At 33.0% G+C, this 26594-nt stretch carries 28 protein-coding genes and 1 other RNA gene; 16 read left to right on the top strand and 13 right to left on the bottom strand.

Going from position 1 to position 26594, the window contains the following annotated elements; genetic code table 11:
- Positions 1-82 precede the first annotated feature (82 nt).
- The 4 genes from BUA46_RS04980 to rocD all read left to right on the top strand — a co-directional run bounded on the left by BUA46_RS04980 (position 83) and on the right by rocD (position 2956).
- Positions 83-589 (top strand): hypothetical protein, encoded by a 507-nt coding sequence (locus tag BUA46_RS04980; protein ID WP_019387194.1) that lies wholly within the window; start codon positions 83-85, stop codon positions 587-589.
- On the top strand, positions 590-1132 hold the full coding sequence (locus tag BUA46_RS04975) for an RNA polymerase sigma factor (protein WP_019387193.1): 543 nt from the start codon (positions 590-592) through the stop codon (positions 1130-1132). It abuts the gene before it with no gap.
- Positions 1129-1515: a DUF6768 family protein gene (locus tag BUA46_RS04970; protein WP_019387192.1), complete on the top strand. Its 387-nt coding sequence runs from the start codon at positions 1129-1131 to the stop codon at positions 1513-1515. Before BUA46_RS04975 ends, BUA46_RS04970 begins: the two co-directional genes overlap by 4 nt.
- 160 nt (positions 1516-1675) lie before the next feature.
- On the top strand, positions 1676-2956 hold the full coding sequence (gene rocD / locus BUA46_RS04965) for an ornithine--oxo-acid transaminase (RefSeq protein WP_019387191.1): 1281 nt from the start codon (positions 1676-1678) through the stop codon (positions 2954-2956).
- 71 nt (positions 2957-3027) lie between these two features.
- Here the strand turns inward: rocD and BUA46_RS04960 are convergent, their stop codons facing one another.
- The 3 genes from BUA46_RS04960 to BUA46_RS04950 form a co-directional block, all read right to left on the bottom strand.
- Positions 3028-3354 (bottom strand): CCC motif membrane protein, encoded by a 327-nt coding sequence (locus BUA46_RS04960; RefSeq protein WP_019387190.1) that lies wholly within the window; start codon positions 3352-3354, stop codon positions 3028-3030.
- A 9-nt stretch (positions 3355-3363) separates the two neighbouring features.
- Entirely contained in the window at positions 3364-3573 is a 210-nt protein-coding gene (locus BUA46_RS04955; RefSeq protein ID WP_432416273.1) for a DUF2752 domain-containing protein, read from the bottom strand.
- Between the two features lie 132 nt (positions 3574-3705).
- Entirely contained in the window at positions 3706-5460 is a 1755-nt protein-coding gene (locus BUA46_RS04950) for a DUF8693 domain-containing protein (protein WP_081496180.1), read from the bottom strand.
- Between the two features lie 169 nt (positions 5461-5629).
- Here BUA46_RS04950 and BUA46_RS04945 point away from each other — a divergent pair, with 169 nt between their 5' ends.
- Together BUA46_RS04945 and BUA46_RS04940 are read left to right on the top strand one after the other, a co-directional pair.
- The gene (locus tag BUA46_RS04945) at positions 5630-5809 is read left to right on the top strand and encodes a hypothetical protein (RefSeq protein ID WP_026010003.1); all 180 of its coding nucleotides are present in this window, start codon (positions 5630-5632) and stop codon (positions 5807-5809) included.
- Between the two features lie 12 nt (positions 5810-5821).
- Positions 5822-6385, top strand: a complete 564-nt coding sequence (locus BUA46_RS04940; RefSeq protein WP_019387186.1) for a DUF8465 domain-containing protein — start codon at positions 5822-5824, stop codon at positions 6383-6385.
- Here BUA46_RS04940 and BUA46_RS04935 read toward each other — a convergent pair.
- On the bottom strand, positions 6382-7305 hold the full coding sequence (locus BUA46_RS04935) for a hypothetical protein (protein ID WP_019387185.1): 924 nt from the start codon (positions 7303-7305) through the stop codon (positions 6382-6384). The two genes, BUA46_RS04940 and BUA46_RS04935, sit on opposite strands and share 4 nt — an antisense overlap.
- Before the next feature lie 138 nt (positions 7306-7443).
- Here BUA46_RS04935 and BUA46_RS04930 point away from each other — a divergent pair, with 138 nt between their 5' ends.
- On the top strand, positions 7444-8586 hold the full coding sequence (locus BUA46_RS04930) for a cysteine desulfurase family protein (protein WP_019387184.1): 1143 nt from the start codon (positions 7444-7446) through the stop codon (positions 8584-8586).
- A gap of 1 nt (position 8587) precedes the next feature.
- On the opposite strand, the gene BUA46_RS04925 is transcribed toward BUA46_RS04930, so the two are convergent.
- Both BUA46_RS04925 and BUA46_RS04920 read right to left on the bottom strand, forming a co-directional pair.
- Positions 8588-11107 carry a TonB-dependent receptor gene (locus BUA46_RS04925; protein WP_019387183.1) on the bottom strand — a complete coding sequence of 840 codons (2520 nt, stop codon included), beginning with the start codon at positions 11105-11107 and terminating at the stop codon, positions 8588-8590.
- On the bottom strand, positions 11061-12746 hold the full coding sequence (locus BUA46_RS04920; RefSeq protein WP_019387182.1) for a M23 family metallopeptidase: 1686 nt from the start codon (positions 12744-12746) through the stop codon (positions 11061-11063). The genes BUA46_RS04925 and BUA46_RS04920 overlap by 47 nt, the downstream gene beginning before the upstream one ends.
- Positions 12747-12923: 177 nt before the next feature.
- Here BUA46_RS04920 and BUA46_RS04915 point away from each other — a divergent pair, with 177 nt between their 5' ends.
- The 4 genes from BUA46_RS04915 to rny all read left to right on the top strand — a co-directional run bounded on the left by BUA46_RS04915 (position 12924) and on the right by rny (position 15339).
- Entirely contained in the window at positions 12924-13214 is a 291-nt protein-coding gene (locus BUA46_RS04915; RefSeq protein ID WP_019387181.1) for a hypothetical protein, read from the top strand.
- Between the two features lie 15 nt (positions 13215-13229).
- Complete coding sequence (locus BUA46_RS04910; RefSeq protein ID WP_019387180.1) at positions 13230-13523, top strand: cell division protein ZapA; 294 nt, start codon at positions 13230-13232, stop codon at positions 13521-13523.
- Positions 13524-13578: 55 nt separating this feature from the next.
- Positions 13579-13706, top strand: a non-coding RNA gene (gene ssrS, locus BUA46_RS04905) — 6S RNA.
- Between the two features lie 58 nt (positions 13707-13764).
- On the top strand, positions 13765-15339 hold the full coding sequence (rny, locus tag BUA46_RS04900) for a ribonuclease Y (protein WP_019387179.1): 1575 nt from the start codon (positions 13765-13767) through the stop codon (positions 15337-15339).
- A 90-nt stretch (positions 15340-15429) separates the two neighbouring features.
- Here the strand turns inward: rny and xerD are convergent, their stop codons facing one another.
- Entirely contained in the window at positions 15430-16326 is an 897-nt protein-coding gene (xerD, locus tag BUA46_RS04895) for a site-specific tyrosine recombinase XerD (RefSeq protein WP_026010001.1), read from the bottom strand.
- Positions 16327-16492: 166 nt separating this feature from the next.
- On the opposite strand from xerD, the gene BUA46_RS04890 reads away from it, so the two are divergent.
- Together BUA46_RS04890 and aroQ are read left to right on the top strand one after the other, a co-directional pair.
- Complete coding sequence (locus tag BUA46_RS04890) at positions 16493-16990, top strand: hypothetical protein (RefSeq protein ID WP_143148075.1); 498 nt, start codon at positions 16493-16495, stop codon at positions 16988-16990.
- An 80-nt stretch (positions 16991-17070) separates the two neighbouring features.
- A complete protein-coding gene (gene aroQ / locus BUA46_RS04885) occupies positions 17071-17484 on the top strand; it encodes a type II 3-dehydroquinate dehydratase (RefSeq protein WP_019387176.1) in 414 nt (137 codons plus the stop codon).
- Between the two features lie 106 nt (positions 17485-17590).
- Here the strand turns inward: aroQ and lpdA are convergent, their stop codons facing one another.
- Positions 17591-18967, bottom strand: coding sequence for a dihydrolipoyl dehydrogenase (gene lpdA / locus BUA46_RS04880; RefSeq protein ID WP_019387175.1), 1377 nt, complete (start codon positions 18965-18967; stop codon positions 17591-17593).
- 105 nt (positions 18968-19072) lie between these two features.
- On the opposite strand from lpdA, the gene BUA46_RS04875 reads away from it, so the two are divergent.
- Positions 19073-20356, top strand: coding sequence for an NAD(P)/FAD-dependent oxidoreductase (locus tag BUA46_RS04875; RefSeq protein ID WP_019387174.1), 1284 nt, complete (start codon positions 19073-19075; stop codon positions 20354-20356).
- 261 nt (positions 20357-20617) lie between these two features.
- On the opposite strand, the gene BUA46_RS04870 is transcribed toward BUA46_RS04875, so the two are convergent.
- Complete coding sequence (locus BUA46_RS04870) at positions 20618-21169, bottom strand: DUF1572 family protein (RefSeq protein ID WP_019387173.1); 552 nt, start codon at positions 21167-21169, stop codon at positions 20618-20620.
- A 93-nt stretch (positions 21170-21262) separates the two neighbouring features.
- Positions 21263-21745, bottom strand: coding sequence for a peptide-methionine (R)-S-oxide reductase MsrB (gene msrB, locus BUA46_RS04865; protein ID WP_019387172.1), 483 nt, complete (start codon positions 21743-21745; stop codon positions 21263-21265).
- A 186-nt stretch (positions 21746-21931) separates the two neighbouring features.
- Between msrB and BUA46_RS04860 the strand changes: the two genes are divergently transcribed.
- Both BUA46_RS04860 and BUA46_RS04855 read left to right on the top strand, forming a co-directional pair.
- A complete protein-coding gene (locus BUA46_RS04860) occupies positions 21932-22750 on the top strand; it encodes a M48 family metallopeptidase (RefSeq protein WP_019387171.1) in 819 nt (272 codons plus the stop codon).
- A 66-nt stretch (positions 22751-22816) separates the two neighbouring features.
- Positions 22817-24205 carry an MFS transporter gene (locus BUA46_RS04855; protein WP_019387170.1) on the top strand — a complete coding sequence of 463 codons (1389 nt, stop codon included), beginning with the start codon at positions 22817-22819 and terminating at the stop codon, positions 24203-24205.
- A 70-nt stretch (positions 24206-24275) separates the two neighbouring features.
- On the opposite strand, the gene BUA46_RS04850 is transcribed toward BUA46_RS04855, so the two are convergent.
- The 3 genes from BUA46_RS04850 to BUA46_RS04840 are packed head-to-tail and all read right to left on the bottom strand — an operon-like array spanning position 24276 to position 26550.
- Positions 24276-25364: a DUF4097 family beta strand repeat-containing protein gene (locus tag BUA46_RS04850; RefSeq protein ID WP_026010000.1), complete on the bottom strand. Its 1089-nt coding sequence runs from the start codon at positions 25362-25364 to the stop codon at positions 24276-24278.
- 45 nt (positions 25365-25409) lie between these two features.
- Entirely contained in the window at positions 25410-25976 is a 567-nt protein-coding gene (locus tag BUA46_RS04845) for a hypothetical protein (protein ID WP_019387168.1), read from the bottom strand.
- A gap of 13 nt (positions 25977-25989) precedes the next feature.
- Complete coding sequence (locus tag BUA46_RS04840) at positions 25990-26550, bottom strand: RNA polymerase sigma factor (protein ID WP_019387167.1); 561 nt, start codon at positions 26548-26550, stop codon at positions 25990-25992.
- Positions 26551-26594 lie beyond the last annotated feature (44 nt).

Genomic DNA, 26594 nt, shown 5'->3' with positions numbered 1-26594 from the left:
CTTTATTTCCATTAACTTTAAGAGATTTTAATTTTCATTCCGAATTAATTGAACCTTTTTTAAATTTTGCCGTCTTTAGAGTATGAAAGTAGTTAATATCCATAAGCGCATTATCAATCAACCAATGGAAAAGGTGGCGCCAATTTTTAAAACTCTAGCGACTTCAAACGACTTGGTTTGGCCTCATGAAAATTGGCCAGCCATTACATTTAAAGAAGGGTTGAAAATTGGAAGTAAAGGCGGACATGGGCGCATTCGTTATACAATTATTGAGTTTGAAGCTGGCAAGCACATTAAGTTTAAGTTCACTAAACCCGATGGTTTTAACGGCACACATGCATTGAAAATCGATGCTTTAGATACTGATACAACTGAAATATGCCACGAAATAAGAATGCATACATCATTTAAAGCCTCCTTTTTATGGACTTTTGTAATTAGGTGGCTTCATGATGCTTTAATCGAAGAGGCTTTTGATAAAGTTGAAAACTATTTCAATACGGAGAATAAAATAACTAAATATAATGCCTGGGTTAATTATTTACGAGGTGTTTATAAAAGAAGAGCAATTCAAACTAAAACAGTCTAATTGAAAACAGACCAAGATATCGATGAGAGTTTGGTTAAGGCTTATTTAGCAGGCGATAAAAAAGCACTGGCTGTATTAGTAAAACGATGGCATAAGCAGTTTTGCGATAAAGCCTATTGGATGGTTAAAGATAAAGATGTTGCTAAAGATATTGCTCAAGATAGTTGGACGATAATAATCAAAAATATAGCGAGTCTGAAACATCCAAAGCAATTTAAGTTTTGGGCTTATAGAATTGTAATTAATAAATCGACGGATTGGTTAAGGATACAATCTAAAAATCGGCAAAACAAGATTGATTACGGTACAGATGATAGTGGACAAGAAATAACGGATACAGATTACAGCCAGTTGAAAACCAATTTATTTAAAGCCATTCAAGAATTGCCAGAAGGCCAAAAAGCAGTAATTAAATTATTTTACATAGAATCATACAGTATAAAGCAAATAAGTGAAATGCTAGATATTTCTGCAGGAACTACCAAATCAAGATTGTTTCATGCACGCGAAAAATTAAAACAAACTTTAAAACAGAAAAAATGAAAACTAATATGGAAGATATAGACAAATTAATAAAGGAAACTTTAACCCAAGAAGAAGCTAAATTTTACGAAGAACTAGAAGAACAAAATGTTCTTGAAATGGTTTTTGGTTTGTTTAAAGGAAAAAACAAATGGATTATGTACTTGATGAATTTTATGACCCTTGTGTTTTTTGGGTTGTTCATTTACTGTACCATTCAATTTTTTCATACAGAAATAACCAACGAAATGATAAAATGGGGCATAGGCGGTTTAGTCTTTTTATTAGGGGTTAGTATGTTAAAAGTTTTTGCTTGGATGCAAATGGATAAAAATGCCCTATTAAGAGAAATGAAGCGTTTAGAACTTCAGGTATCGTCACTTTCGGCAAAAATTTCGAGTTAAGGTTTAAATACATTAAATTATTTAGTAATTTGCGACCTCCTAGGGATGATTTCTCTCCCACGCTGAATTTTCGATACTCTTCGAAAGGATAAAGGTACAGAAGGAATGGTTATTTTAAATATCCATTTGTTTGGATATCAACGTTTAAATTTATTTTAAAATGGCTGTTTTAGACCAATTAACTTCGCAACAAGCGATCGATTTAGAAAACAAGTATGGTGCTCACAATTACCACCCATTACCAGTTGTATTAACAAAAGGTGAAGGTGTATTTGTATGGGATGTAGAAGGTAAAAAGTATTACGATTTTTTATCGGCATACTCTGCCGTAAACCAAGGGCATTGTCACCCAAAAATTGTTAGTGCTATGGTGCAACAAGCACAAACATTAACATTAACCTCAAGAGCATTTCATAACGATATGCTGGGAAAATACGAGAAATTTGCATGTGATTTTTTCGGCTTTGATAAACTTCTCCCTATGAATACAGGCGCTGAAGCTGTAGAAACGGCTTTAAAACTATGTAGAAAATGGGCTTACGAAGTAAAAGGGATTGATGAAAATCAAGCTGAAATTGTAGTTTGTGAGAATAATTTCCATGGAAGAACTACAACAATTATATCGTTCTCAAATGATGCTGTAGCTCGTGAAAATTTCGGACCATACACTAAAGGATTCTTAAAAATTGAATATGATTATTTAAATGCTTTAGAAGAGGTTTTAAAAAGTAATCCTAACGTAGCTGGGTTTTTAGTAGAACCTATTCAAGGTGAAGCTGGAGTTTACGTGCCAGGTGATGATTATTTAGCAAAAGCTAAAGCGCTATGCGAAACATATAATGTATTGTTTATTGCAGACGAAGTACAAACAGGAATAGCAAGAACGGGACGTTTATTGGCCACTTGTGGAAACTGTTCTTGCGAGAACAAAAATTGCTCGGACTCACCAGAGGTTAAACCAGATGTCTTGATACTTGGAAAAGCCATAAGTGGCGGTGTATATCCGGTTTCGGCAGTTTTAGCTAACGATGAGGTTATGAAGGTGATAAAACCAGGAAATCATGGTAGTACTTTTGGAGGAAACCCTGTTGCTGCCGCGGTAGCTATGGCTGCTCTAGAAGTTGTTAGAGATGAAAATTTAGCTGAAAATGCTTTTGAATTAGGTAATTTGTTTCGAAATGAATTGAATAAATATATCGCATCGAGCAACATCGTAAAATTAGTAAGAGGTAAAGGATTGCTAAATGCTATTGTTATAAATGATACTGAAGATAGCGATACGGCATGGAATATTTGCTTAGCTTTAAGAGATAATGGATTACTGGCAAAACCAACCCATGGTAACATCATTCGCTTTGCGCCACCCTTGGTTATGACTAAAGAACAGTTGTTAGATTGTGTAAACATTATTACCAAAACACTTAAGCAATTTGAGAATTAATAAAGTGTTTAATGCAATATTTAGATATAAAAAAAGCGACCAACTGGTCGCTTTTTTTATAGATTTATAACTTATTGATTTTGCATTTGCTCCATCATTTCTTGCGATTGTCTCATAATTTCATCCCAACCAACAGTAGAAATTCTATAAATAGTCATTACAAAATAAAGAAGGTTTATAATTAAAATAACCAACGCTACAATTTTAGCCGTGTCCATGGCCTTAATGCTAGATACATCAAAATTTTCTGGGTTTAATTTGGCTACTTTAAGTTTGCTCTGTGCAATAAAAAATGCGATTCCTGCCAATATAAATCCTAAACCACCAAAACAGCAGCATAAAAGACCTAAAATAGCTAAAACATAAACGAGTGTTGGATTGAGTTTTTGTTGTTCCATGAATAATATTTAATTGATTAATTTAATAATATAACTAATAATAATGGTGGCAACCGTTAATATGGCTAGCCCTCCAATTATTTTACTAGAATGTTTAAATTTAAAGAAAATATTTATGCCAATACATATAAAAAGTACAATTAGGCTATAAATAGCAGGATACATATAAAAGGCCTCGATAAATTCACCTTGAAAAATAAGTACGACAGCGCGTTGCATACCACAGCCTAAACATTCTATTCCTAGTAGTTTTTTATTTAAACAGGGCAGCATGTACTCCTCCATAATTTGAATTGTAAATATTTTATAGCTAAAATACTAAAAGCTTTAAGAGGAAGTAAAAGAGGACTATTATTTTTTATTAGCAACAATTATTTTTTTGCTAATTATTTGATTGCCGGCGGTTGTTACTTTTGCAATATAAACGCCATTGCTGAGTGAACTTGTTGAATACGTTTGTTTTCTATTACTAGATTGAAGTTTATCGTTTAGAATTAGTTTTCCTAATATATCGTATAATTGAAATTGTGTTAATTCAATATTATTTTTATTAATAATCTTAAGTATAGCGGTATTATTATGCAGTATTTTAAAGGTTTCAAAACTAGATTCGGTATTACTTAATAATTGCTCTGTAAATGTAATTTCAAATCGATCGTTGTATTTACCGCGTTCAAGATAAACTTCAAAGTCTTGTTCTTTCAAATCTACATATGTTTCATTTTCAATATCATGTACATAAATAGACTGGCTGTTGGTAAAATTTTGAATATCGGCAATGCGAATGCGAATTGGTGATTCTTCAGCAACTTTTATGACTAGTGGAATTTTTAATTCTTCGTTAAAAGTTAAAGCTTCAGCGAGATATGAATCATTATTTATAGTCCAATAAGCATCAGATGATAACACATCAGCTGCATTTATTTTAGATTCTAATCCGTAATCAAAACCATCTGTAGCTGTAGGATGAAATGTTTGAACCAATTGTCTTGTATAAAGGTCATTAAAATCAATATTCAGTCTAAAACGTTTATAAGCTTCAGGTATTATTGAAAATACCGATTGATTAACCTTAGATTTTTTATCTCCTGACGATTTAAAAAACTCACTGTTAGCTGCCGATTCTTTAACATAACTGCGATGTGAATTTTTAGCTTTTACAACACCATTAGCAGTACCTTCTACCATAAATCCTTGCCCAATGGGTATATAACGTCTTGCAGTTTTTGTACCTATACCAGTATTGGCTACATTTACAGATCCATTGCCATCATAAGTATTGAAAACTGCAGGTATAAATGTTTCAACGAGCCCTGTCGCGTCTATTGTATAGGTCGCATAACCACCATTATATGCATTTATATAGTGAGAATTAACTGTTTGGTCTTGTTCCCAATAATAAAGCGTTCCGTTAATTACAGATGCGTTTTCTACGTCGTGTATATAAGCTAAAGCATCTAGAGCAGACGGGTAGGGATTTCCAACTAAAGTAAATTGGTTTGTAGCAACACTAACACCAATGGTTCCTGTATTAGGCTTACCTCTAAAATCATATCTCTGGGCATTAGCAGAACCAATGGTTCCTTTCATGGTATAACCTTCTCCTGGGTTTATGGTTGTATTGCCTTTTACATGAATCCATTCACCATAGTTATCAGAAGCTATAAATTTCCAAACCCAATGAGGCTCAATATTTAATGGACTTGATGTACCGTTATATGAATTTGTAGAATTATATGTTGCAGGAGTGGAGGTGATTAAGCCCGTTACATCATTTAAAAATGAAATTCCAAACGGATTATTTATATTATTACTTGTTTTACTTCCAATTGGTGAACACCAATAGTTGTATTCGTGTTCGCCAGCATTCGCTTCTTGATAAACACTTAACTCGCCCACACCAGAGTTTCCTATGGTTCCTGAGCCTTGAATTACTTGAGCTTCACTGCGTAAATAGATGGTGCTTGCCGCTTCGTTTAAATTAATATCGTCTTCTACAAAAACAATTTCATCGTTAATAAAAACATACGAAGTATTGCGCACCGAAAGTTGTGAAAAACTTAGGTTGCAAATCATCATTGCAAAAATGACTAATATGTGGCGCATAGATTTGGGGGCTATAACAGCGGCAAATATAATAAATTTTTTAATAATTATGCATTTTAACGATTAAAAATGCGTTTTGTCGTTGATTTTATCGATTTTATTCTGAATTTTATCGATGAAAAATCTATTTTTTGATGTAATTTGTGCTCTCAAAACTGATACGATTATCATGAAATATTTAAATTATTTTCTTATACTATTAGGCGCTTTTGTCGCGATGTACTCTAAAACTGTCGCCGGTGAAAATCAATTTTTTTTAATTGGTGGTATTGTTTTACTCATGATTGGTATTTATAGAATAGCCAAAACAGTACCCAGCAGGAATGATGAAGATGATAGAACCCTTTAAAAATAGATAATTATGAGTTTTAAAGTGGGAGATTTTGTATTGGTTCTTGATGAAGATTTATCAGGTAAGATAAAGCATATTTCTGGCCAAACCATTTCAATAGAAACGGATGACGGTTTTTTACTGAATTTTCAAGCTCATGAACTCGTAAAAGCGAATAAAAAAACATCTTTAAAATCTGAAGTCTTTTTGCATACCAATATAAACGATGTAGTTACAGAAAAAGAGGCTCCCAAAAGAAAACAAGAGACTAAAAAGCGAGTTAAAGATAGGTATGAACCTACTATGGAAGTCGATTTACATATCAATCAATTGGTAAAATCTAGCAAAGGCATGTCTAATCATGATATGCTTACTTTACAATTAGATACCGCCAGAAGGAAGTTAGATTTTGCCATCAATAAACGTATTCAAAAAATAGTGTTTATTCATGGTGTTGGCGAGGGTGTTTTAAAAATGGAGTTGGAATACTTATTTGGTAGGTACAACAATGTAAAATACTATGACGCCAATTACCAAAAATATGGACTAGGGGCAACCGAGGTTTACATTTATCAGAATGTACCTAAAACTTAAGGAAAATCTGGTGTTACCGTCCTAGTTGCGGATAATGAACTGTCTTCTAATTCACCAAAATCTAAAACATCGAACGAAATGACTTGTAAATCAAAATCATAAACTAATAGCGTAACCGTATAAGTTTGTGTTATGGTGTGCGTTCTGTAAGCTGCAGCACTCGGAGCACCTAAATTGGCTACTTCCTTATTTAAATAATCAGGACCTACCTCACTCACAGTTATATCGTTTGCTGGGTTTTGGTCTTGGGTGTCGTTTTCTTCATCACGGGTATCTATACCGTCACCATCATCATCGGTGTCTAAATAATCAGGCGTGCCGTCACCATCGGTATCCTGTGCATCGATTAAGTCGCCATCTCCATTTGGATCTGGGTTTTCATTTTTAGTTAAAATGTTATCACCATCATCATCGGCATCAATATAATCTGGCAACCCATCACCATCGGTATCATCATCTTCCAAATTACCATTACCGTTTCTATCTTCTAACGAAGCACTTATACCATCATTGTCATCTTCAGTTAACACGGTTGTAACCGTGGCGGATCCACTGGTACTTTCGTAATCTTGTTTTACACTTATTTCAGAATTTGGTATCGCACTGCAAAACAAATCACTAGGTAAAGTAGCGTTGTTGTAAATACGATAATTAAGCGGGTTGGAAGAACTTATAGTATAGGTACTTTCAAACAAACCATCTGAATCTACTTCTAGGATATCATCTAAAGTTACATTTGTTAACTTTATAGATAAGGATTCAGAAGGGTCTTCTTTCGTTTTATAAAAAACCAAATCAGAGTCGCCACAAGCTTCAAAAGCGTCTTCAAAATCTAATTCAAAATCAATAACATCGCCATCATCACAAGAATTTATGGGTATGAAAACTATCACTAAAAAAACAAAAAATAATTGACGCATTGTATTTGGGTTTTAGGCAAAAATAATGGAATTGATATTTATAACGTAGCTTATTGATAATAATTTTATTTCAAGTATTTTTGAACTTTAAAAGCAATTGATTTTTTATGCGCTTTTAAAGAAATAAAGGTAATTCATATGAAGTCGGTTTATTTTGATAATGCAGCAACAACGCCAATGCGTGATGAAGTTGTGGATGCAATTGCTGAAGTTTTAAGAAATAACTTTGGCAATCCTTCATCTTCGCATAGTTTTGGAAGGGCTTCTAAAGTTTTAGTTGAAAAATCTAGGAAGTTGATTGCTAAACATCTTAATGTTTCAGCTGGCGAAATAGTATTTACATCTGGTGGTACCGAAGCAGATAATTTGGTGCTAAATAGTGCCGTTAAAGATTTAGGCGTAACCCATATTATTACGTCTAAAATAGAGCATCATGCCGTTTTACATACGGTTAAAAAACTCCAGAACGAATTTAAAATACAAGTAAGTTATTTAGATTTAGATCATAAGGGTGAAATAGATTTTAGTCAATTAGAGCACTTGTTGCAATCTGAATCTAAAACTTTGGTGAGCCTGATGCATATTAATAACGAAATTGGAAATATTATAGATATTAAACGCGTTGCAGATTTATGCAAACAAAATCGAGCGCTTTTTCATTCGGATGCGGTTCAATCTGTGGGACATTATAATTTGGATTTACAGAATGTTCCTGTTGATTTTATTGCCGCTTCTGCACATAAATTTCATGGGCCAAAAGGTGTTGGGTTTGCTTTTATTAGAAAAAATTCAGGATTAAAACCTTTGATAGTTGGTGGTGAGCAGGAGCGAGGGTTGCGTGCAGGAACAGAAAGTATCCATAACATTGTTGGTATGGAAGTGGCTATAAAAGAAGCTTATAATAAATTGAATGAAGAAACGGTATTTATTAAAGGATTGAAGCAATATTTTATTGATGAAATAAAAAAAGAAATCCCTAATGTGAAATTTAATGGATGTTCTGATGATTTGGAAAAGAGTACCTATACTTTGGTAAATGTTTGCTTACCAATTCCGGTTAAGAAGGAAGACATGTTATTGTTTCAATTAGATTTAAAAGGGATTGCTTGTTCTAAAGGAAGTGCTTGCCAAAGTGGAAGTTCTCAGGTTTCGCATGTATTGTCAGAAATTCTAAAAGGCGAAGATTTACAAAAACCTTCTATTCGATTTTCATTCAGTAAATACAATTCGAAAGCTGAAGTTGATTATTTAATAAATGTTCTTAAGGCGTTTATAGGATAATTTAAAACGTCATGGTAGTTCTTACATTAAAAACGCGCGGTGTTAAGTAATTAGGAATCGCAATTTGTCTTTTACTACTCACATCTCTTACCCATGTATTTGTAATGGAGTTTTGAACATCAAAAATATTGAAAATTTCAAATCCAAAAGAAAGGGCTTTAAATGGTTTTTTCCAACCGCTAGCGAACTGTTTTTCAGAATCAACTAACACATATTGTAAACCAAAATCGGCACGTTTATAAGAAGGTAATCTATTTTGATAGTCATAAGGGTCTGCATAACTAGGAGAACCTCCAGGTAATCCGGTATTAAAAACAAGATTTAAGTACATTTTTAAATTTGGCATGTTGGGTACATAATCTTGAAAAAGTGCTGCAAATTTTAAACGCTGATCTGTTGGACGTGAAATATAACCTCGGTTATCTGTATTTTCTTCAGTTTTTAAATACCCAAAACTAAACCACGATTCTGTACCAGGAACAAACTCTCCGTTCAATCGCATATCTAAGCCATAAGCATAGGCCTTTGCATTATTATTGGCGCGATAACGAATACGAACATTCTCGAGTGTATAAGCATTAACATCTGATAAGTTTTTATAATAAACTTCTGAAGTTAACTTAAAAGGTCTGTCCCACATTTTAAAACTATAATCGTTTCCAAGAACAAGATGAAAAGATTTTTGTGCTTTTACATCTGCTTGAATCACACCATTGGCATCGCGTAATTCTCTATAAAAAGGGGGTTGATAATACATTCCTGTGGCAACTCTGAAAAGCATGTCTTTTTCCCAATCTGGTTTTATGGCGAATTGTGCACGCGGACTGAAAACGGTTTGATTTGAAGACGAAATACCATCACCACTAACCGACCAATTATGAGCTCGAATACCAGCATTATACCATACGTCGCTAGTACCCAATGTAATTCGCTTACTCCATTGTCCGTAAGCCTGAAAACGATTAATTTTAGTATTGTTCGTAGCGCGAACATTTTGGTAAGGCTCTAACGGACCAGTAAAAGGCTCATAAGGTTGCTCGTTTGGATAGGTGTTTGGTGGTCTTACTGAAAATCCTGCAGAATCAATAACTTCCCATTCAATCAAACGATCTCTAATATCTTCATGCGTATATTTTACTGACCATTCAAAACGATTTTCTTTAACTTTAAAATCGCCTTTATGTTCAATGGTAGAAATTAAAGCATCTAAATCGTTTCTACCGTGGTTCAATTGGCTGCCAATACCTTGAGTAAATTCAACTTCACCTAAATTTTCATCACCAATATTACTATTTACCTCTCCTAAACTGTACTGCGCAAGAATATCAAAATACTCCTCTTCCGTAGTATGATAGGTTGAGGTTATTAAGTGAAGGGTTAAGTCGTCATTTGCAAAATAAGATCCTTTAAAAGCCCCAAACAATGTTTGGTATTGGTCTTTTTCTTGTCCGTCGTAAAAAACAACTAGAGCCACAGGGTCACTTAACGTTCCAAAATTGGTTTGACGCGCTTGGGGTTCAAAATTGTATTTGTTAATTGAGGCGCTTCCCAAAAAACTTAAATGGAATTTATTGGTGAATTTATAAGTAAAAAATCCTTGAGCATCTCCAAAAGATGGATTGAAGTTTGTTTCGGTTTCTTTGGCATTCACTAATAAACTGTTATCGCGATAACGTAGACCTACAATTCCCGTAAATTTTGAATCTTTACTTATGTTTTCTACGGAGAGACTGCCTCCTAATAAACTCAAATCTGCATTGACTTCAAACTGATACGGATTTTTATAGGTAATATCTAAAACCGACGATAGTTTATCCCCATACTTGGCTTGAAATCCACCAGCTGAAAAATCTACATTTTGTACCAAGTTTGTGTTTACAAAACTCAAACCTTCTTGTTGTCCAGAGCGCACTAAAAACGGGCGATACACTTCAATACCGTTTACATATACCAAGTTTTCATCGTAATTACCACCACGAACGGAGTACTGCGTACTTAATTCGTTATTGTTACTAACTCCTGGTAGGGTTAAAAGTATATTTTCTACACCTGCATTGGCACCAGGAATTTTTCTGATGGCTTCAGGTTTTATGGTTACAATACCTTCAACTTCTTTTTTTCTATTGCTTTTTACAACCACAGCAGCAATTTGTTCAACAGAAGTGCTCATTACCGGATTAAACTCTAGCTCCTCGCCGTTTTTTAAGTTAAAGGTGCTGGTAATTTTTTTGAAAGAAAGATGGGTGAATTCTATAACAACATCTTTATTGGCTGGAATTGAAATTATATAAAAGCCGTTGGCATTGGTTTCGGTTCCGTTGTTTTCAGTTTTAATGCTTACTTTCTCTATAGGAACATTATTTTCATCTAAAATAACTCCTTTAATGGTCGCATTTTGGGCAAAACTCAACGTTAAACCTGTTAAAATTATAAAGATGGTTAGTAGTTTTTTTGCCTTCAAAAGTGTTTCAAGTTTATTTTCTGTAAAATAACGTTTCAAAAGTAGAATTATTTCCAACATTATCGGTAACAATTACCTTTAAATTATTTTTAGTATCCGTTATAACGTTATCATTAAAATCGTGTGTGAGTGTTTTGGTTTTATAATCATATTCCATTAAAATCCACTTGCCATTTACCGTTGCGCGGTAATTTGAGATTCCTGATTCTTGGTCGTCAATTTTAACTTTTAAATATCTAAAATTACTTAACCATTGTTTGTCTTTGAAATTTTTAGCGGAAATAGTCGGACTTACGGTATCCATTGATAGGGCGTAGGTACCAAGTTTTTTGGTTCTGGCAACGAGTAAATGATCTTTTCTTTTGGTACTGGTATAAACCGGATATTTATTTTCACCCAATAATTTTGCTATGTATAGTGAGTTTCTGTCTTCATTAGAATATTTGCTAACATCAAAAGTTATATTAAAGTTCTTTTTTGCTGCTTTTACATCTTCATGCAGTTTTAGAGTATCATTTTTCACTTCAAAATCTATGTAAAAATCTTCGTAAAAGGTGTCTTTATAAAAATCAACAGATACAATACCTTCATTTAAATGGGTTGTTTGCGAGCTATTGACAAAATACGGAGTTATCTTTGCAGGTTCTTGTTTTAAACTTTTATTTTTAGCTCCTTTTATATGAATTGTAACCCATGATTCGTTGTTTTTGTAATCAGCAACCCGAATTTTATAAACCGAATAAGTACTGTCTTTGATGTTTAAAACACCTTCATTTAGTGCGGGTTTTAAAATACTTAATGGATTGTTTTTTCTGAATAACTTTTGGATTCGTTGTCTTTTAGTTGCAAAGTGTTCGTAGTCAATTAACTGATTGATGTGTTTGGTTTCACTAAATGCAAAACGTTTAAAATCAATTTCAAAATTGCGAGTACCATTGTAAAAGGTTTGAATATTATAAACCCCATTTGAGTTTGCTGCCAAATCTTGTCTATCAAAAGTACCCACTGCAAATCCTATATTACCAATGGCTTCAATGTTTTCAGTAGTATAATCACCATTTTTTAAGGGCGTAAGTCTTATTTTTTGCTTGATATTGGAATTATTTACGAAGGAATTATTATCCAAAGGATATGCGTAAATTGAAGTAATTATCGGGTTAACACTGTCTTTTATATCAATACCAAAAAGCATAGGGTTTATGGGGCGTTCTTGCTTATCTCTTATTTCATAATGAAGATGTGGTCCACCAGAGCCACCCGAATTTCCGCTGTAAGCAATAAGGCTATCTTTTTGTATTGGTAAATCCTCAGCTTTAGGAAACAACTCAATTTCGTACGATTCATTTTTGTATTGATGCTTTTTAACATAAGCTTCAATATCTGGTAAAAACTTTTGTAAATGCGCGTATACCGTTGTGTAACCGTTGGGGTGCGTAATATAAAGTGCTTTACCGTAGCCATAATGCGAGACTTTAATTCTACTCACAAAACCACCAGCCGATGCTTTTACCTTTAATCCTGTTCGCTGTTGCGTTTTAATATCTAAACCCGAATGAAAATGATTAGAGCGCAACTCTGCAAACGTACCAGATAATACTAATGGAATATCCAATGGATTACTAAAATAATCTTGCGGATAAGGGTTTTGTGCACTTAAGTAACTAGAAAAAACTAATAAGAGGGATAGTATATATCGCATAAACGTGAATTGAGGCTAAATTATTAATTTGACCTGAAAGTGCAAAGCATAAATCAAAAATCAGGCCATGTTGCAGTGTGAGTACAATGTGCCAAAGAAAATAAAATTTTATGAAAAAACAATTGTAATTTATCCTTAGGTATGTTAACTTTGTGAGGTAAGTATTGAATTTTGTAAATGGGTAATATTGAGAATATTGTAGATTCATTAGAAAACAAGATTAGTAAAGTATTACACAAACTAGAGCTTTTAAAGCTTGCTAATTTGAAATTAAATGAAGAATTAGAAGTTTCAAAGCAAGAAAATCTAGCCCAAAAAAAGCAGATAGCAAATTGGGAAGAAAAGTACGAAGCTCTTAAAATGGCAAATACAATACTTGGTAGTGACGATAATAAGAGAGAAACTAAGCTTAAAATAAATGCCTTAATTAGAGATATTGATCATTGTATTGCTCAACTCTCAGATTAAAGCTCATTAAATTCAATGTCAGAGAAGCTTAAAATAAAGCTGTCAATAGCTAATCGGGTATATCCTTTAACGATTGAGTCAAGTCAGGAAGAAGGATTGCGTAAAGCGGCTAAAAACATTGAAGCAATGATTAAGCAATTTGAGCAAAGTTATTCTGTTCGAGATAAACAAGATGTATTGGCTATGTGTGCTTTACAGTTTGCTTCTCAAGTAGAACAGAAGTCTATTGATAAAGCAAATGTAAATGAGCATGTAGAAGAAAAGCTAAATGCTTTAAATGACTTGTTGCAATCTCATTTGACCTCTTAAACGTTCTTTAAAATACATAAAAGTTACTGCCTACATTGGTTATTTTTTTTGATAAACTCAACGTTAATTCTTTAAAAAGGGTGAGTTTAAGTTGTAAAAGCATGCTGCAAATATTGAATTTATTTCAATAACTAGCAGACCCTTGATCAGCTTGTTAGCCCTAAACTTGTTTTTAAGGAGTTTATACAAAACTTTATACTGGTGTAGGCTTTTTTATATATACAAATCAACTAAATTAAAGATGGATAACTCAATTATATTTGCAGTAGGAGGTGTTTTATTAGGGCTAATTATAGGCTTTATAATTTCAAAAATACTTGAAAAAAACAATGCTTCTAAACTGGTTAAAGAAGCTAAGAAAAATGCGACTTTAATACTTAAAGAAGCAAAAAGTGAAGGCGAGACTATTAAAAAAGATAAAATACTTCAAGCCAAAGAAAAATTTATTGAACTTAAAGGAGAACACGAAAAAGTCATTCTTGCAAGAGATAAGAAAATGGCTGAAGCTGAAAAGCGTACACGCGATAAAGAATCTCAAGTATCAAACGAACTCGCTAGAAATAAAAAGCTTAATGACAATCTAGAAAGTAAAATAAAAGATTACGACCATAGATTAGAAGTGCTTAATAAGAAGCAAGACGAGGTTGATAAATTACATAAAAGCCAAGTACAACAATTAGAAGTAATTTCGAGTCTTTCTGCCGAGGAAGCAAAAGAACAATTGGTGGAATCTTTAAAAGGTGAAGCTAAAAATGACGCTATGTCTTTTATCCAAAGTGCCATTGAAGAAGCTAAATTAACAGCCGAACAAGATGCGAAAAAAATTATAATCAACACCATTCAACGTATTGGTACGGAAGAAGCAGTAGACAACTGTGTATCTGTATTTAATATTGAATCTGATGATGTTAAAGGACGTATTATTGGTAGAGAAGGTAGAAATATTAGAGCCATTGAAGCAGCAACAGGTGTTGAAATTATTGTAGATGATACGCCCGAAGCTATAATCTTATCGTGCTTTGATTCTGTGCGTAGAGAGGTAGCCCGCTTATCGTTACACAAACTGGTAACAGACGGCAGAATACACCCTGCTCGAATTGAAGAGATCGTTAAAAAAACGCAGAAGCAAATAGAACAAGAAATTATTGAGGTCGGTAAGCGTACCGTAATAGATTTAGGGATACACAATTTAAACCCTGAGTTAATTAAAATGGTGGGTAGAATGAAATACCGTTCTTCTTACGGACAAAACTTACTGCAACACTCGCGTGAAGTAGCTAAATTATGTGGAGTTATGGCTGCAGAATTAGGGCTAAACCCAAAATTAGCTAAACGTGCAGGATTATTACACGATATTGGAAAAGTGCCAGATGCTGAAGCCGATATGGAAACACCACATGCTATTTTAGGTATGCAATGGGCAGAGAAGTACGGCGAGAAAGATGAGGTTTGTAATGCTATTGGAGCGCATCACGATGAAATTGAAATGAAATCGCTTTTAGCGCCAATTATTCAAGTTTGTGATGCCATTTCTGGAGCAAGACCAGGAGCAAGACGTCAAGTGTTAGATAGTTACATTCAAAGATTAAAAGATTTAGAAGATATAGCTTTTGGTTTTGAAGGTGTTAAAAAAGCGTATGCTATACAAGCCGGAAGAGAATTGCGTGTTATTGTTGAAAGTGAAAAAGTAGACGATCAAAAAGCTGCAGATTTATCGTTTAGCATTTCTCAAAAAGTTCAGACAGATATGACTTATCCTGGACAAGTAAAAGTAACCGTTATTCGAGAAACTAGAGCAGTAAATATTGCTAAGTAATACATTCCTGCGAATGCAGGAATCTTATATGTAAATTAAAATCCAGTTAGTATACTAGCTGGATTTTTTTATTTTTCCAACAGCTAACAGCTATTTCCTAGGATGATATTTCTCTACAACTTTAGTTAAATGGCTCTTATCTAAATGCACATATATTTCTGTAGTTGTGATACTTTCGTGTCCTAGCATTAATTGTATGGAGCGCAAATCAGCATTGTTTTCTAATAAGTGTGTTGCAAACGAGTGCCTGAATGTGTGAGGCGATATGCTTTTTTTAAGCCCAATTTTTTCTGCTAATTGTTTTATTATGGTAAAAATCATTGCTCGAGTAAGTTGCTTACCACGTCTGTTTAAGAATAAAGTATCTTCATGACCAGGTTGAATGTTCAAATGAATACGCACTTCCTTTCTATAGATGTTGATGTATTTCTGTGTCACATCAATTATAGGAACAAAACGTTGTTTATCACCTTTACCTGTTACCTTAATAAAGCCTTCATCAAAAAATAAATCTGAAATTTTAAGGTTAATAAGTTCGCTAACACGCAACCCGCAACCGTATAAAGTTTCTAACATCGCCCGGTTACGTTCGCCTTCAGGTTTACTTAAATCTATGGCTTTTATAATTTGATCTATTTCTTCTTCCGATAACGTGTCTGGAAGTTTTCTGCCAATTTTAGGCGATTCTATAAGTTCTAAAGGGTTGTCTTTTCTATAATCTTCAAATACCAAATAGCTAAAAAAACTTCGTAACCCAGAAATTAATCGCGATTGCGATCGGGCATTCACGGTTTTAGCGGTTTCGTAAATAAATTGTTGAATGGTTTCAGTTGTGATTTCAATTGGTGAAATACCGATACTGTGTCGTTTTAAATAGGCGACTAATTTATTAATGTCTAAGCTGTAATTATCAATGGAATTTTTAGATAAGCCACGTTCTATTTTCAAATAGAGTTGATAATCTTTAATTGCGTTTTTCCATTTCATTTGATGTAAAAATAAGGCAAACATGGTTATACTTTGAAAAAATAACAACATAATTCTACTTGTTTTATTCATGAACATGGCTTAATAAAACTTAACGAATTTGCTTTGTTAAATAAAAATGTATTACTTTAATATGTTATTAATCAATAATTTAATCCTAAAAATTATGAAAAAACTATTCTTATTTGCTGTTGTTGCTGTATTTGCAATTAACAGTACGAATGCCCAAGGACAATTAAACGCTAGTATTTCTGGTGGAATACCAACTGGAGATTTAGCAGACTTTACCACATTTGCTATTGCAGTAGATTTAGGTTATTTATTTGAACTATCTGAAGACTTTAGTTTAGGACCGGTTTTAGGTTTTAATACCTCATTCTTGGATAGTGATTTTGATGGTGATAATATTTCGTTTCTTCCTATTGCAGCATCTGGTCGTTTAAATGTATCTGATGATTTCACTTTAGGTGCAGATATAGGATATGGTGTAGGTATTAGCGATGGCAATGATGGAGGCGTCTATTATTCACCAAGTGTGCTTTATGGGCTTACTGAAAGTTTAGATCTAATTCTTGCATACAGAGCTTTTAGAGAAAATAATTCTACATTAGGACAAATTACATTAGGTTTGGTAATTGTAATTTCTGCTGCTATGGAAGAATAAATAAACAGTAATAATAAAAAGGGAAGGGAGAGTAGATTTACTCTCCTTTTTTTATGCACAAATTTTAATATATTTACTTCATGAAAAAACTAATCATCATCAACGGTCCTAACTTAAATTTATTAGGAAAAAGAGAACCAAATATTTATGGAAGTTTATCTTTTACAGAGTTTTTAGAGGAGATAAAAGGTAAATATCAAAATGTACAAATAGATTATTTTCAATCGAACATAGAAGGAGAAATTATTGATAAATTACATGAAGTAGGTTTTAGTTATGATGGTGTTATATTAAATGCCGCAGCCTATACACATACTTCTGTTGGCATTGGCGACGCCGTTAAAGCTATAGAAACGCCAGTAGTTGAAGTTCATATTTCTAATACTTTTAATAGAGAAGAATTCAGGCACCAATCCTTTATTTCGCCCAATGCGAGAGGTGTTATTCTTGGTTTTGGTTTGCAGAGTTATGAACTGGCTATTCAAAGCTTTTAAACGATTTCTTATATTCTCAGAGCTTAATATTAAAAGAAAAAAAAAGTTCCAGATAATTCTGGAACTTTTTAATTTATATCAAATAAAATCTAACAATCTAAATTGTCTAGATATGAATCACTTCATCATATGCAGCAGCAACAGCTTCCATAACCGCCTCACTCATCGTTGGATGCGGGTGAATAGCTTTTAATACTTCATGACCAGTAGTTTCTAATTTTCTACCTAAAACAGCTTCAGCTATCATATCAGTTACTCCAGCACCTATCATGTGGCAACCTAACCATTCGCCATATTTAGCATCAAAAATAACTTTTACAAAGCCTTCTTTGTTTCCTCCAGCACTTGCTTTACCAGAAGCTGAGAACGGGAATTTTCCAACTTTGATATCTAAACCTTTGTCTTTGGCTTGTTTTTCAGTTAAACCAACCGAAGCGATTTCAGGAGTACAATAAGTACATCCAGGTATGTTACCATAATCTATGGCTTCCACATGCATTCCTGCAAGTTTTTCAACACAAAGTATACCCTCGGCAGAAGCTACGTGTGCTAATGCTGGTCCAGGAGTAACATCTCCAATAGCATAATAACCAGGGATATTAGTTTGGTAAAAATCGTTCACAATAATTTTATCTCTATCAACAACAATACCTACATCCTCTAAACCTATATTTTCAATATTTGTTTTTATGCCTACAGCACTTAAAATAATATCGGCTTCTAATACTTCTTCGCCTTTACTAGTTTTAACAGTAGCTTTAACGCCTTTGCCTGAAGTATCTACTTTTGTTACCTCTGCAGAAGTCATGATATTAATTCCAGATTTTTTAAACGAACGCTCTAATTGTTTAGATACATCCTCGTCTTCCACAGGAACAATATTCGGTAAGTATTCAACAATAGTTACATCAGTACCCATTGAGTTATAAAAATAAGCAAACTCAACTCCAATTGCTCCAGAGCCAACTACAATCATTTTCTTTGGTTGTTTCTTTAAGCTCATAGCTTGTCTGTAACCAATTACCTTTTCTCCATCTTGAGGTAAACTTGGTAATTCGCGAGAACGAGCTCCAGTTGCTATAATAATATTATCGGCACTATACTCTTTTCCGTCAACATCAACCTTCTTACCAGGTTTTATTTTACCATAACCATCAATAACGTCTATTTTGTTTTTCTTCATTAGGAATTGTACACCTTTACTCATCCCATCAGCAACACCACGGCTTCGGTTTACCACCGCATCAAAATCATGCGCTGCATCTTTCACTTTTAAACCATAATCTTCAGCATGTTTAAGGTATTCAAAAACCTGTGCAGACTTTAATAATGCTTTTGTTGGAATACAACCCCAATTTAAACATACGCCACCAAGATTTTCTTTTTCAACTATAGCGGTTTTAAAACCTAATTGTGATGCTCTAATAGCTGTTACATAACCACCAGGACCACTTCCAAGAACAATAATATCGTATTTACTCATTTGTTAAAGTTTAAGATGCGAATTTACAAAATCGAATTTGAATAAAGAATTTAGAGCCTAGAAATTTACATCTTTATACTACCTTTGTGTCGCAAGTTTTAATTTATGAATATACCTAGAACAAGTTATCCGCGAATTGTAATTATTGGCGGTGGTTTTGCGGGAGTTGCCTTAGCAAAGAAATTATCTAAACAAGAAGTGCAAGTTGTACTTTTGGATAAAAACAATTATCACACCTTTCAACCTTTATTATATCAAGTATCTACAGGTGGTTTAGAGCCTGATTCTATAGCTTATCCTATTCGAAAAATACTCAAAGATTTTCCTAACTTCTATTTTAGATTAGCTAATGTAGAAGAGATTGACACTGTAAAAAATAAGGTCATAACAAATATTGGTAAGTTAAAGTTCGACTATTTGGTAGTGGCGTCTGGTTCTACAACTAATTATTTTGGAAATGCTGAAGTAGAAAAGCATAGTATGGCAATGAAAACCATACCACAGTCTTTAGATTTAAGAAGTTTGATATTAGAAAATTTTGAAGAAGCACTACTAACCTCAGATTTAAATGAACGGAATGCCTTAATGAATTTTGTTATTGTTGGAGGCGGACCAACAGGCGTTGAACTTGCCGGTGCGTTGGCAGAAATTAAAAAAGGTATTCTTCCAAAAGATTACCCCGATTTAGATACCCGTTTGGCACAAATTCATATTGTTCAATCTAGTGATTGCATACTTAAAGGTATGAGTGACAATGCCTCAGCAAAAGCAGAAGATTTTCTTGAAAAGTTGGGCGTAAACATTTGGAAAAACGTAAGAGTTACCAATTACGATGGCAAAACCGTAACCACCAATACAGATTTAACCTTCGAGACAGCCACCTTAGTTTGGGCTGCAGGCGTAAAAGGCGCAACAATAAAGGGATTAGATGCTGAGGATTTTGTAACACGTGGCAACCGACTTTTAGTTAATCATTTTAATCAAGTTAAAGGATACAACAACATATTTGCAATAGGCGATATTGCCTGTTTGGTAAGCGAAGAGTTTCCAAATGGTTTCCCAATGATGGCGCAACCTGCCATTCAACAGGGCGAGCAACTAGGAGATAATATGTTAAGACTAATAGAAGAAAAACCTATGAAATCTTTTATTTATAAAGATAAAGGTGCCATGGCCACCATTGGAAGAAATAAAGCGGTAGTCGATTTAAAACGCTGGAAATTTCAAGGTGTTTTCGCTTGGTATGTTTGGATGTTTGTACATTTATTTTTCTTAATTGGCTTTAGAAACCGTATGGTGGTTTTTATAAACTGGGTATATAATTATGTTCGTTTTGATAGGGAAGCCCGCTTAATTATTCGTCCGTTTAAAAAGAAGTTAAAATCCTAGTTTTCAATTAATTTGGGCGAGCCCGATGAAAAATCGGGACAGGCTTTCAGCAGTCGCTTTTTTGTGTTGCATAATGCCACAACACAAAAAGAGCTCCAACAAATGCCTCAATCCTTCTCGCAGGGCATATTTGCTAGTTTTTAATTTTTAGATTAAGATTTATTCATCTTTACAAGAAAAAATCTTCATCAATTTTTTATGTAATGTTTATTTTGTTAGTGAATAACATACTGCCAACTGTCACAGGAACTAAGACTTTTTTCAAAGGTCATCAGTAAAATGTCGTTTCCCTTTATCTTGACTGAATTTATTCAGATTATATTGAGAAGAACTCCCTTTGGGGATAGACAACGATTCCCATGCATCGCCCTTTAATAGTTTCCCTAAAAACACCATTTGCCCAACATGATAGGAGTAATGAGCTAATTGCCTGTTAATAGCTTCAATAACAGTGTGTCCACCGTTTCTAATGTAAACAATTTGTTCTAAATGTTCAGTTTTTAAAGGTTTTATAGCATCAAATAAACAAAACCAACCATTTTCCCAAGCTGCTATAATTTCTTCTTTAGAATTGAATGTATTAATAAATTCTTCATCTCTATATCGCCATTCTTTTTCACCATCTTCTGTTAAAAAATTAGTCCATCTACTAAGCATATTACCAACCATATGCTTTACAATTACAGCAATACTATTTGATTCCTCGGTGGGTTGCCACAATAGCTCCTCAAAATCAAGTTGAGCAAAAGTCTTATCGCCTAGGCTCTTATAATATTCAAATTGTTTAATGATGCTAGATAGATAACTTTCCATATTGAAAGGTAAATGAATAATTATTAAATTCTAAATCTCGACCCGATTGAATGTACTCTTGAAATTTAGCTTTCTTTATTGAGGAGATGTTTATTAATAGTTGGGTATAAATTTTAATGCCACACCATTTATGCAATGGCGTTTCCCTGTGGTTTCTCTTGGTCCGTCATTAAAAACATGTCCTAAATGCCCGCCACAAGTAGCACAATGCTCTTCAGTTCTTGCATAACCTAAATCGTAATCAGTAGAAAAAGCAACATTACCTTCTATTTCCCTATCAAAACTAGGCCACCCAGACCCAGAATCGTATTTATGCTCACTCTTAAATAATGGGGTATCACATCCTTTACAAACATAAACACCAGCCTGATAGTTTTTATTAAACGGACTTGAAAATGCTGCTTCTGTTCCACTTTTACGCAAAACATAATATTCTTTATCCGTTAATTGTGCTTTCCATTCCGCTTCAGTTTTGGTTATTTTAAAGTTTTCATCGGATTTTTCTTGTTTTTTCTGTGCTGAAGAGTTACAACTAAAAACAATGGTGATAACTAATAATAATAGTATTTTATTCATTTTTATGCAGTTTTATATCTTTAAGTCGCATGTTCATTGTAAACATAACATTCATTTAAACAAATTATAAAATTAAAGATCCTTTTCTAAATTTTTATTATATGTGACCAATAAATATTTTTAGTGTCTCAATTTAATAAGGTACAATTTTTGTATTTTTAAGAATTCTATAAAACCCTTAGAAAGATGAAGATAAAGAATACACTTTTATTAATTTTAGTTGCAGCTTTTGTTATTGCTTGCGCTACAAATCCATTTACAGGTAAAAAGACTATGGCTTTAGTGCCTAATTCTCAATTGTTTCCTACGGCTTTTGCTCAGTACAGTCAATTTTTAAATGAAAATAAAGTTGTAACTGGAACAAAAGAATCAGAAATGATAACTCGCGTTGGACAGCGAATTGCTGTTGCTGCAGAACGATGGTTAAATGCTAATGGTCATCAATCTTATTTAGAAGATTATAAATGGGAATACAATCTAGTAGAAGATAATACGGTAAACGCTTGGTGTATGCCAGGAGGTAAAATTGTTTTTTATACAGGTATTTTGCCTATTGCACAGAATGAAGCTGGTGTTGCGGCTATTATGGGGCACGAAGTTGCTCATGCTTTAGCAAACCACGGACAACAACGTATGAGTGCAGGAATGTTACAACAATTTGGAGCGGTAGCAGGAAATATTGCCATTAAGGATGAAGAGTCTAGAAATGCGTTTAACCAATATTATGGTATAGGGTCTCAATTAGGAATTATGTTACCTTTTAGCAGAAGTCATGAAACGGAGTCTGATCAAATAGGTATTTATTTAATGGCCATAGCGGGTTATAATCCTGATGAAGCCTCAAAGCTTTGGCAACGTATGAAAGCTAATAGTGGAGGACAAGCACCACCTGAGTTTTTAAGTACGCACCCATCAAACGATACAAGAATTGCGAACCTTAAAGCTTGGGCGCCAAAAGCAAGAGCAGAAGCGAAAAAGTTTGGGGTTACCTCATTTAGACAATAGAAACCCTTACGGATTAAAAATATTGATTATTTTAGGAGCTGCTCATAAAAGGGCAGCTTTTTTATTATGGCAGTTTTAGAAAAAGGAAGTAAAAAACTATTAAATGCTTGGGCTTTTTACGATTGGGCAAATTCAGTTTACACACTTACCATTGCATCTTCAATTTTCCCTATTTTTTATTCAGCATTATTTATTTCTGAAATAAAAACTGTTCAAGCTTTTGGATTCGAATTTAAAAGTACAGCACTTATAACTTTTGTTACAGCCTTCACATTTTTAGTTGTAGCTATTACCTCTCCAATTCTTTCTGGTATTGCTGATTATGTCGGAAATAAAAAGAATTTTTTAAAATTCTTTTGTTATGTTGGTAGTGCAGGTTGTATTGGTTTATACTGGTTTGATATAACTCCTGAAAGAATACATTTAAGTCTGCTATTTTACTTTATGGGTTTAATTGGCTATTGGGGAAGTTTGGTATTTTATAACTCTTATTTACCTGATATTGCGTTTCCAGAACAACAAGATCAAGTTAGTGCCAAAGGATTTTCATTAGGGTATTTAGGAAGTGTGCTTTTACTGATTTTGAACTTATGTATGGTTATGTTTCCTCAATATTTTGGATTCGATATTAGTATATCTCAAACAATTATTGAAAATGGTACTGAGGCTGAAATTGCCAGCGCATTAAAAGCGGCTAAAGATGGGGCGTCTTTTGAAGCTATGAAAATATCATTTATAACAGTTGGTGTTTGGTGGGCTTTATTTAGTCAATATTCTTTTTACTATTTACCTAAAGGCGTGTCTTCTGGTCATAAAGTAACAAAAGCCATTATTTTTAATGGATTAAAGGAGCTTCAACAAGTCTGGAAACAATTACAACTTAACCTTCGATTAAAACGGTATTTATACGCATTTTTTGTGTTTAGTATGGCAGTTCAAACCATTATGTTAGTCGCCGTATATTTTGGAGAAGAAGAAATTTCTTGGGGAGGAGCTAGCGAAAAAACAATGGGTCTTATTGTAAGTATATTAGTCATACAATTGGTGGCCATTTTAGGGGCATTTTTAACATCAAAAGCATCTTATAAATTTGGGAATATTAAAACGCTAATTGTAGTAAATGGCATTTGGATGGCGCTTTGTTTTTATGCTTATTTTATGCACACACCTATGCAGTTTTATATTGCAGCAAGCATTGTTGGGTTAGTAATGGGCGGCGTACAATCTTTAGCACGTTCTACTTACTCTAAATTTTTACCGGAAACGGAGGATACCACATCATACTTTAGTTTTTATGATGTAGCAGAAAAAATAGGGATAGTTATAGGGATGGTCATTTTTGCATTTATTGATCAAATAACGGGTAGTATGAGAAATGGTATTTTATTTTTGTTTGTTTTCTTTTTAGCAGGAATTGTACTTTTATTAAGAGTGCCAAAAAATGAAATTAATTAGGTTTTATAAATAACAAAATCCTCTAATTTAAGAGGATTTTGTGAAATCTGTTGATTTTTTGATTGATGAATTAATTTTTATATAGGGTTAGGCTTCCATAATCTGAAGTTACTTTAATTTTATTTCCTGAAGATTTATTTCCACGATAACCAGAATAATACTTATCGGTAGATTCGACGATTTTTTGAGTAAACTCTAAATCATTATCATCATTTAATGAAGCATATTCTAAATCAATTTCAAAATCAAAATTATAACCAGGTGCGTAACCTATTTTGATACCAACATAATCAGATTCAATGGTTACGTTTCCAGCATTTTCTGTCATTCTATTTATTTTTATAGAACCGTAATCTGCTTTCAAGGACACGTTTTTGTATACCTCGCCAATAATAGTTGTTAGATAATCACCATTACCATTTATATTGTTGGCTTTATCAATTTTTAAATTACCGTAGTCGCAGTTGTATCTTATATCTTCAGCAACTTCAATTTTAGTGTTTGTGTAATCTGCATTAATGTTTAGATTTTTGGTTTTTGAGACTGTAAAATCGCTGTAATCTGCATTTATTTTGCCACTTTTAATGTATTCAAAATAGCAGCCTTTTGTGTAATCAAAGTTTAAAACATTATTGTCTGCCATGAGCTCTCTTGTGGTTATTTTTCCATAATCACAGTTTATTTCAGCTTTTCCTTCTAATTTTTCTAGGCTTATGTTGCCATAGTCGTTATTTAAATTTACATTTCCGGTAATGGGCATTTTTACAATGTAATTAATTTTCATGTTTACATTGTTTTTATTATTCCATTTCCACCAAGATTTAGAGTTGTTTTTATTGAACTGTGTTTCAGCCGAAACCCAATCAACAGATGCTGAGAATTTTACGTCGATGTCGTTAAGTTTTTCTTCGACTTTTTCTTCGTCGTTACCAGAGGTTGTTATTGTAATTTCGAATACTATCCGGTTTTCGCCCCAAGTAACCACTTCAATATTACCATAACTATTTTTTACTTTTAAAGTAGGATTTTTGTTAACCTTAAATTCTTTGTTAATAGTTTTGGTTTTAGTGTGTTTGTCTTTTACCGCTGGTGAAGCAGAAATAAATAGTGGAAGCATTAGTAATGCTATAAATGTTTTAAAATGTAATGCTCGTTTCATGTGTTTGCTTTTTAATTAATGATTAATGTTGCATCTATAGTAATTTTAAATTACAGTTTCAGATGCTGCAAGATTTGATGATTTTTTTAATTCTTTTATCTTTTCTATTTGCTCTAGTGTATTTTGTAAAATGTCTATTCTGTTTTGAAAATTTGAAATCATAGCATAAATAACTCTATCGTCCTCGCCACTTGCTATTAAATCGGTTTTTAATAAGTTATAGTCATTTTCTAATTTTTTAATTTGAAGTAATGCATCATCAACAAGGTTTTTAACTTCAGGAGTAGAAGCTCCATTAAGTTTGTTTAGCTCTTCATTTATTGTTAGTGTAAAAAAATCTTGAGTTTCAGCCATTTTAGGTGATACGCTAGCTAAATCTCCAGTATTATTTTCTTGCTGAGTTACAATAAAAATTGATAAAATTAGAGCTATTGATGCTGCAATGCCTAAGAATGGTTTCCAGAAATTTGTTTTAGTTTCTGAGTATTTAGTTAAGCTTTTGCTATCGTTTAATTTGCTCAGAAACCGTTTTTCATGACCTTCATTTGGCACTTCAATATCAAAATCATTTTCTAAATTTTTAAAAACATTATCTAAAGTATTTTTATTCATAACCGTTATTTTATTAAGCAAAAGTTGTTGTTAATTTTTGTCTTAAACTTTCTTTTGCTCTTGAGATTGTTGTTCTGCAATTTGCATTAGTTAAATTCATGATTTTACTTATTTCTTCGTAATCATAACCTTCAATTAAATTTAAAGTTAGGGCAATTCTATAGTTGTCTTTTAGTGTTTTCAGAGTATTTAAAATTTGTTGTGCTTTTAGGGTTGTAAACTCATAATCACTCGAAATACCATCGGGACCGTCTTCAATTTTATATAGCACATCATCTAAAGGAACTTCTTTGTTTTTGTTGTTTTTTTTATAATGATAGATACTGTTATTAACAACTATTCGCTTTAACCAAGACCCAAATCTTGCATGATTTTTTAGTGTTTTTATTTTTGTAAATGCCATTAAAAACGAATCTTGCATAATATCTTCAGCTTCATAATTGTTTTTCACAATTCTTAAACTGGTGTTAAACATAGCTTTGTAATACCGGTTATAAATTTCCAATTGCGCCGATTGGTTACCAGAAACACAAAGCTTAATTAATTGATCGTTATTTAATTCGGTTAGTTTCAAAAAATCAAGTTGTTATATTATAGATAAGTGTTTTTAATTTTTGT

Source organism: Algibacter luteus (assembly GCF_900141715.1).
Taxonomy (GTDB): domain Bacteria; phylum Bacteroidota; class Bacteroidia; order Flavobacteriales; family Flavobacteriaceae; genus Arenitalea; species Arenitalea lutea.
Note: the sequence above shows the minus strand (reverse complement) of the source record. Positions and strands in the feature narration are given on the sequence as shown.

Coding starts and splice junctions, on each gene's coding strand:
- BUA46_RS04980 (WP_019387194.1), top strand. CDS start 83: ATGAAAGTAGTTAATATCCATAAGCGCATTATCAATCAACCAATGGAA.
- BUA46_RS04970 (WP_019387192.1), top strand. CDS start 1,129: ATGAAAACTAATATGGAAGATATAGACAAATTAATAAAGGAAACTTTA.
- rocD (WP_019387191.1), top strand. CDS start 1,676: ATGGCTGTTTTAGACCAATTAACTTCGCAACAAGCGATCGATTTAGAA.
- BUA46_RS04960 (WP_019387190.1), bottom strand. CDS start 3,354: ATGGAACAACAAAAACTCAATCCAACACTCGTTTATGTTTTAGCTATT.
- BUA46_RS04955 (WP_432416273.1), bottom strand. CDS start 3,573: ATGCAACGCGCTGTCGTACTTATTTTTCAAGGTGAATTTATCGAGGCC.
- BUA46_RS04950 (WP_081496180.1), bottom strand. CDS start 5,460: ATGCGCCACATATTAGTCATTTTTGCAATGATGATTTGCAACCTAAGT.
- BUA46_RS04945 (WP_026010003.1), top strand. CDS start 5,630: ATGAAATATTTAAATTATTTTCTTATACTATTAGGCGCTTTTGTCGCG.
- BUA46_RS04940 (WP_019387186.1), top strand. CDS start 5,822: ATGAGTTTTAAAGTGGGAGATTTTGTATTGGTTCTTGATGAAGATTTA.
- BUA46_RS04935 (WP_019387185.1), bottom strand. CDS start 7,305: ATGCGTCAATTATTTTTTGTTTTTTTAGTGATAGTTTTCATACCCATA.
- BUA46_RS04930 (WP_019387184.1), top strand. CDS start 7,444: ATGAAGTCGGTTTATTTTGATAATGCAGCAACAACGCCAATGCGTGAT.
- BUA46_RS04925 (WP_019387183.1), bottom strand. CDS start 11,107: ATGTTGGAAATAATTCTACTTTTGAAACGTTATTTTACAGAAAATAAA.
- BUA46_RS04920 (WP_019387182.1), bottom strand. CDS start 12,746: ATGCGATATATACTATCCCTCTTATTAGTTTTTTCTAGTTACTTAAGT.
- BUA46_RS04915 (WP_019387181.1), top strand. CDS start 12,924: ATGGGTAATATTGAGAATATTGTAGATTCATTAGAAAACAAGATTAGT.
- BUA46_RS04910 (WP_019387180.1), top strand. CDS start 13,230: ATGTCAGAGAAGCTTAAAATAAAGCTGTCAATAGCTAATCGGGTATAT.
- rny (WP_019387179.1), top strand. CDS start 13,765: ATGGATAACTCAATTATATTTGCAGTAGGAGGTGTTTTATTAGGGCTA.
- xerD (WP_026010001.1), bottom strand. CDS start 16,326: ATGAAATGGAAAAACGCAATTAAAGATTATCAACTCTATTTGAAAATA.
- BUA46_RS04890 (WP_143148075.1), top strand. CDS start 16,493: ATGAAAAAACTATTCTTATTTGCTGTTGTTGCTGTATTTGCAATTAAC.
- aroQ (WP_019387176.1), top strand. CDS start 17,071: ATGAAAAAACTAATCATCATCAACGGTCCTAACTTAAATTTATTAGGA.
- lpdA (WP_019387175.1), bottom strand. CDS start 18,967: ATGAGTAAATACGATATTATTGTTCTTGGAAGTGGTCCTGGTGGTTAT.
- BUA46_RS04875 (WP_019387174.1), top strand. CDS start 19,073: ATGAATATACCTAGAACAAGTTATCCGCGAATTGTAATTATTGGCGGT.
- BUA46_RS04870 (WP_019387173.1), bottom strand. CDS start 21,169: ATGGAAAGTTATCTATCTAGCATCATTAAACAATTTGAATATTATAAG.
- msrB (WP_019387172.1), bottom strand. CDS start 21,745: ATGAATAAAATACTATTATTATTAGTTATCACCATTGTTTTTAGTTGT.
- BUA46_RS04860 (WP_019387171.1), top strand. CDS start 21,932: ATGAAGATAAAGAATACACTTTTATTAATTTTAGTTGCAGCTTTTGTT.
- BUA46_RS04855 (WP_019387170.1), top strand. CDS start 22,817: ATGGCAGTTTTAGAAAAAGGAAGTAAAAAACTATTAAATGCTTGGGCT.
- BUA46_RS04850 (WP_026010000.1), bottom strand. CDS start 25,364: ATGAAACGAGCATTACATTTTAAAACATTTATAGCATTACTAATGCTT.
- BUA46_RS04845 (WP_019387168.1), bottom strand. CDS start 25,976: ATGAATAAAAATACTTTAGATAATGTTTTTAAAAATTTAGAAAATGAT.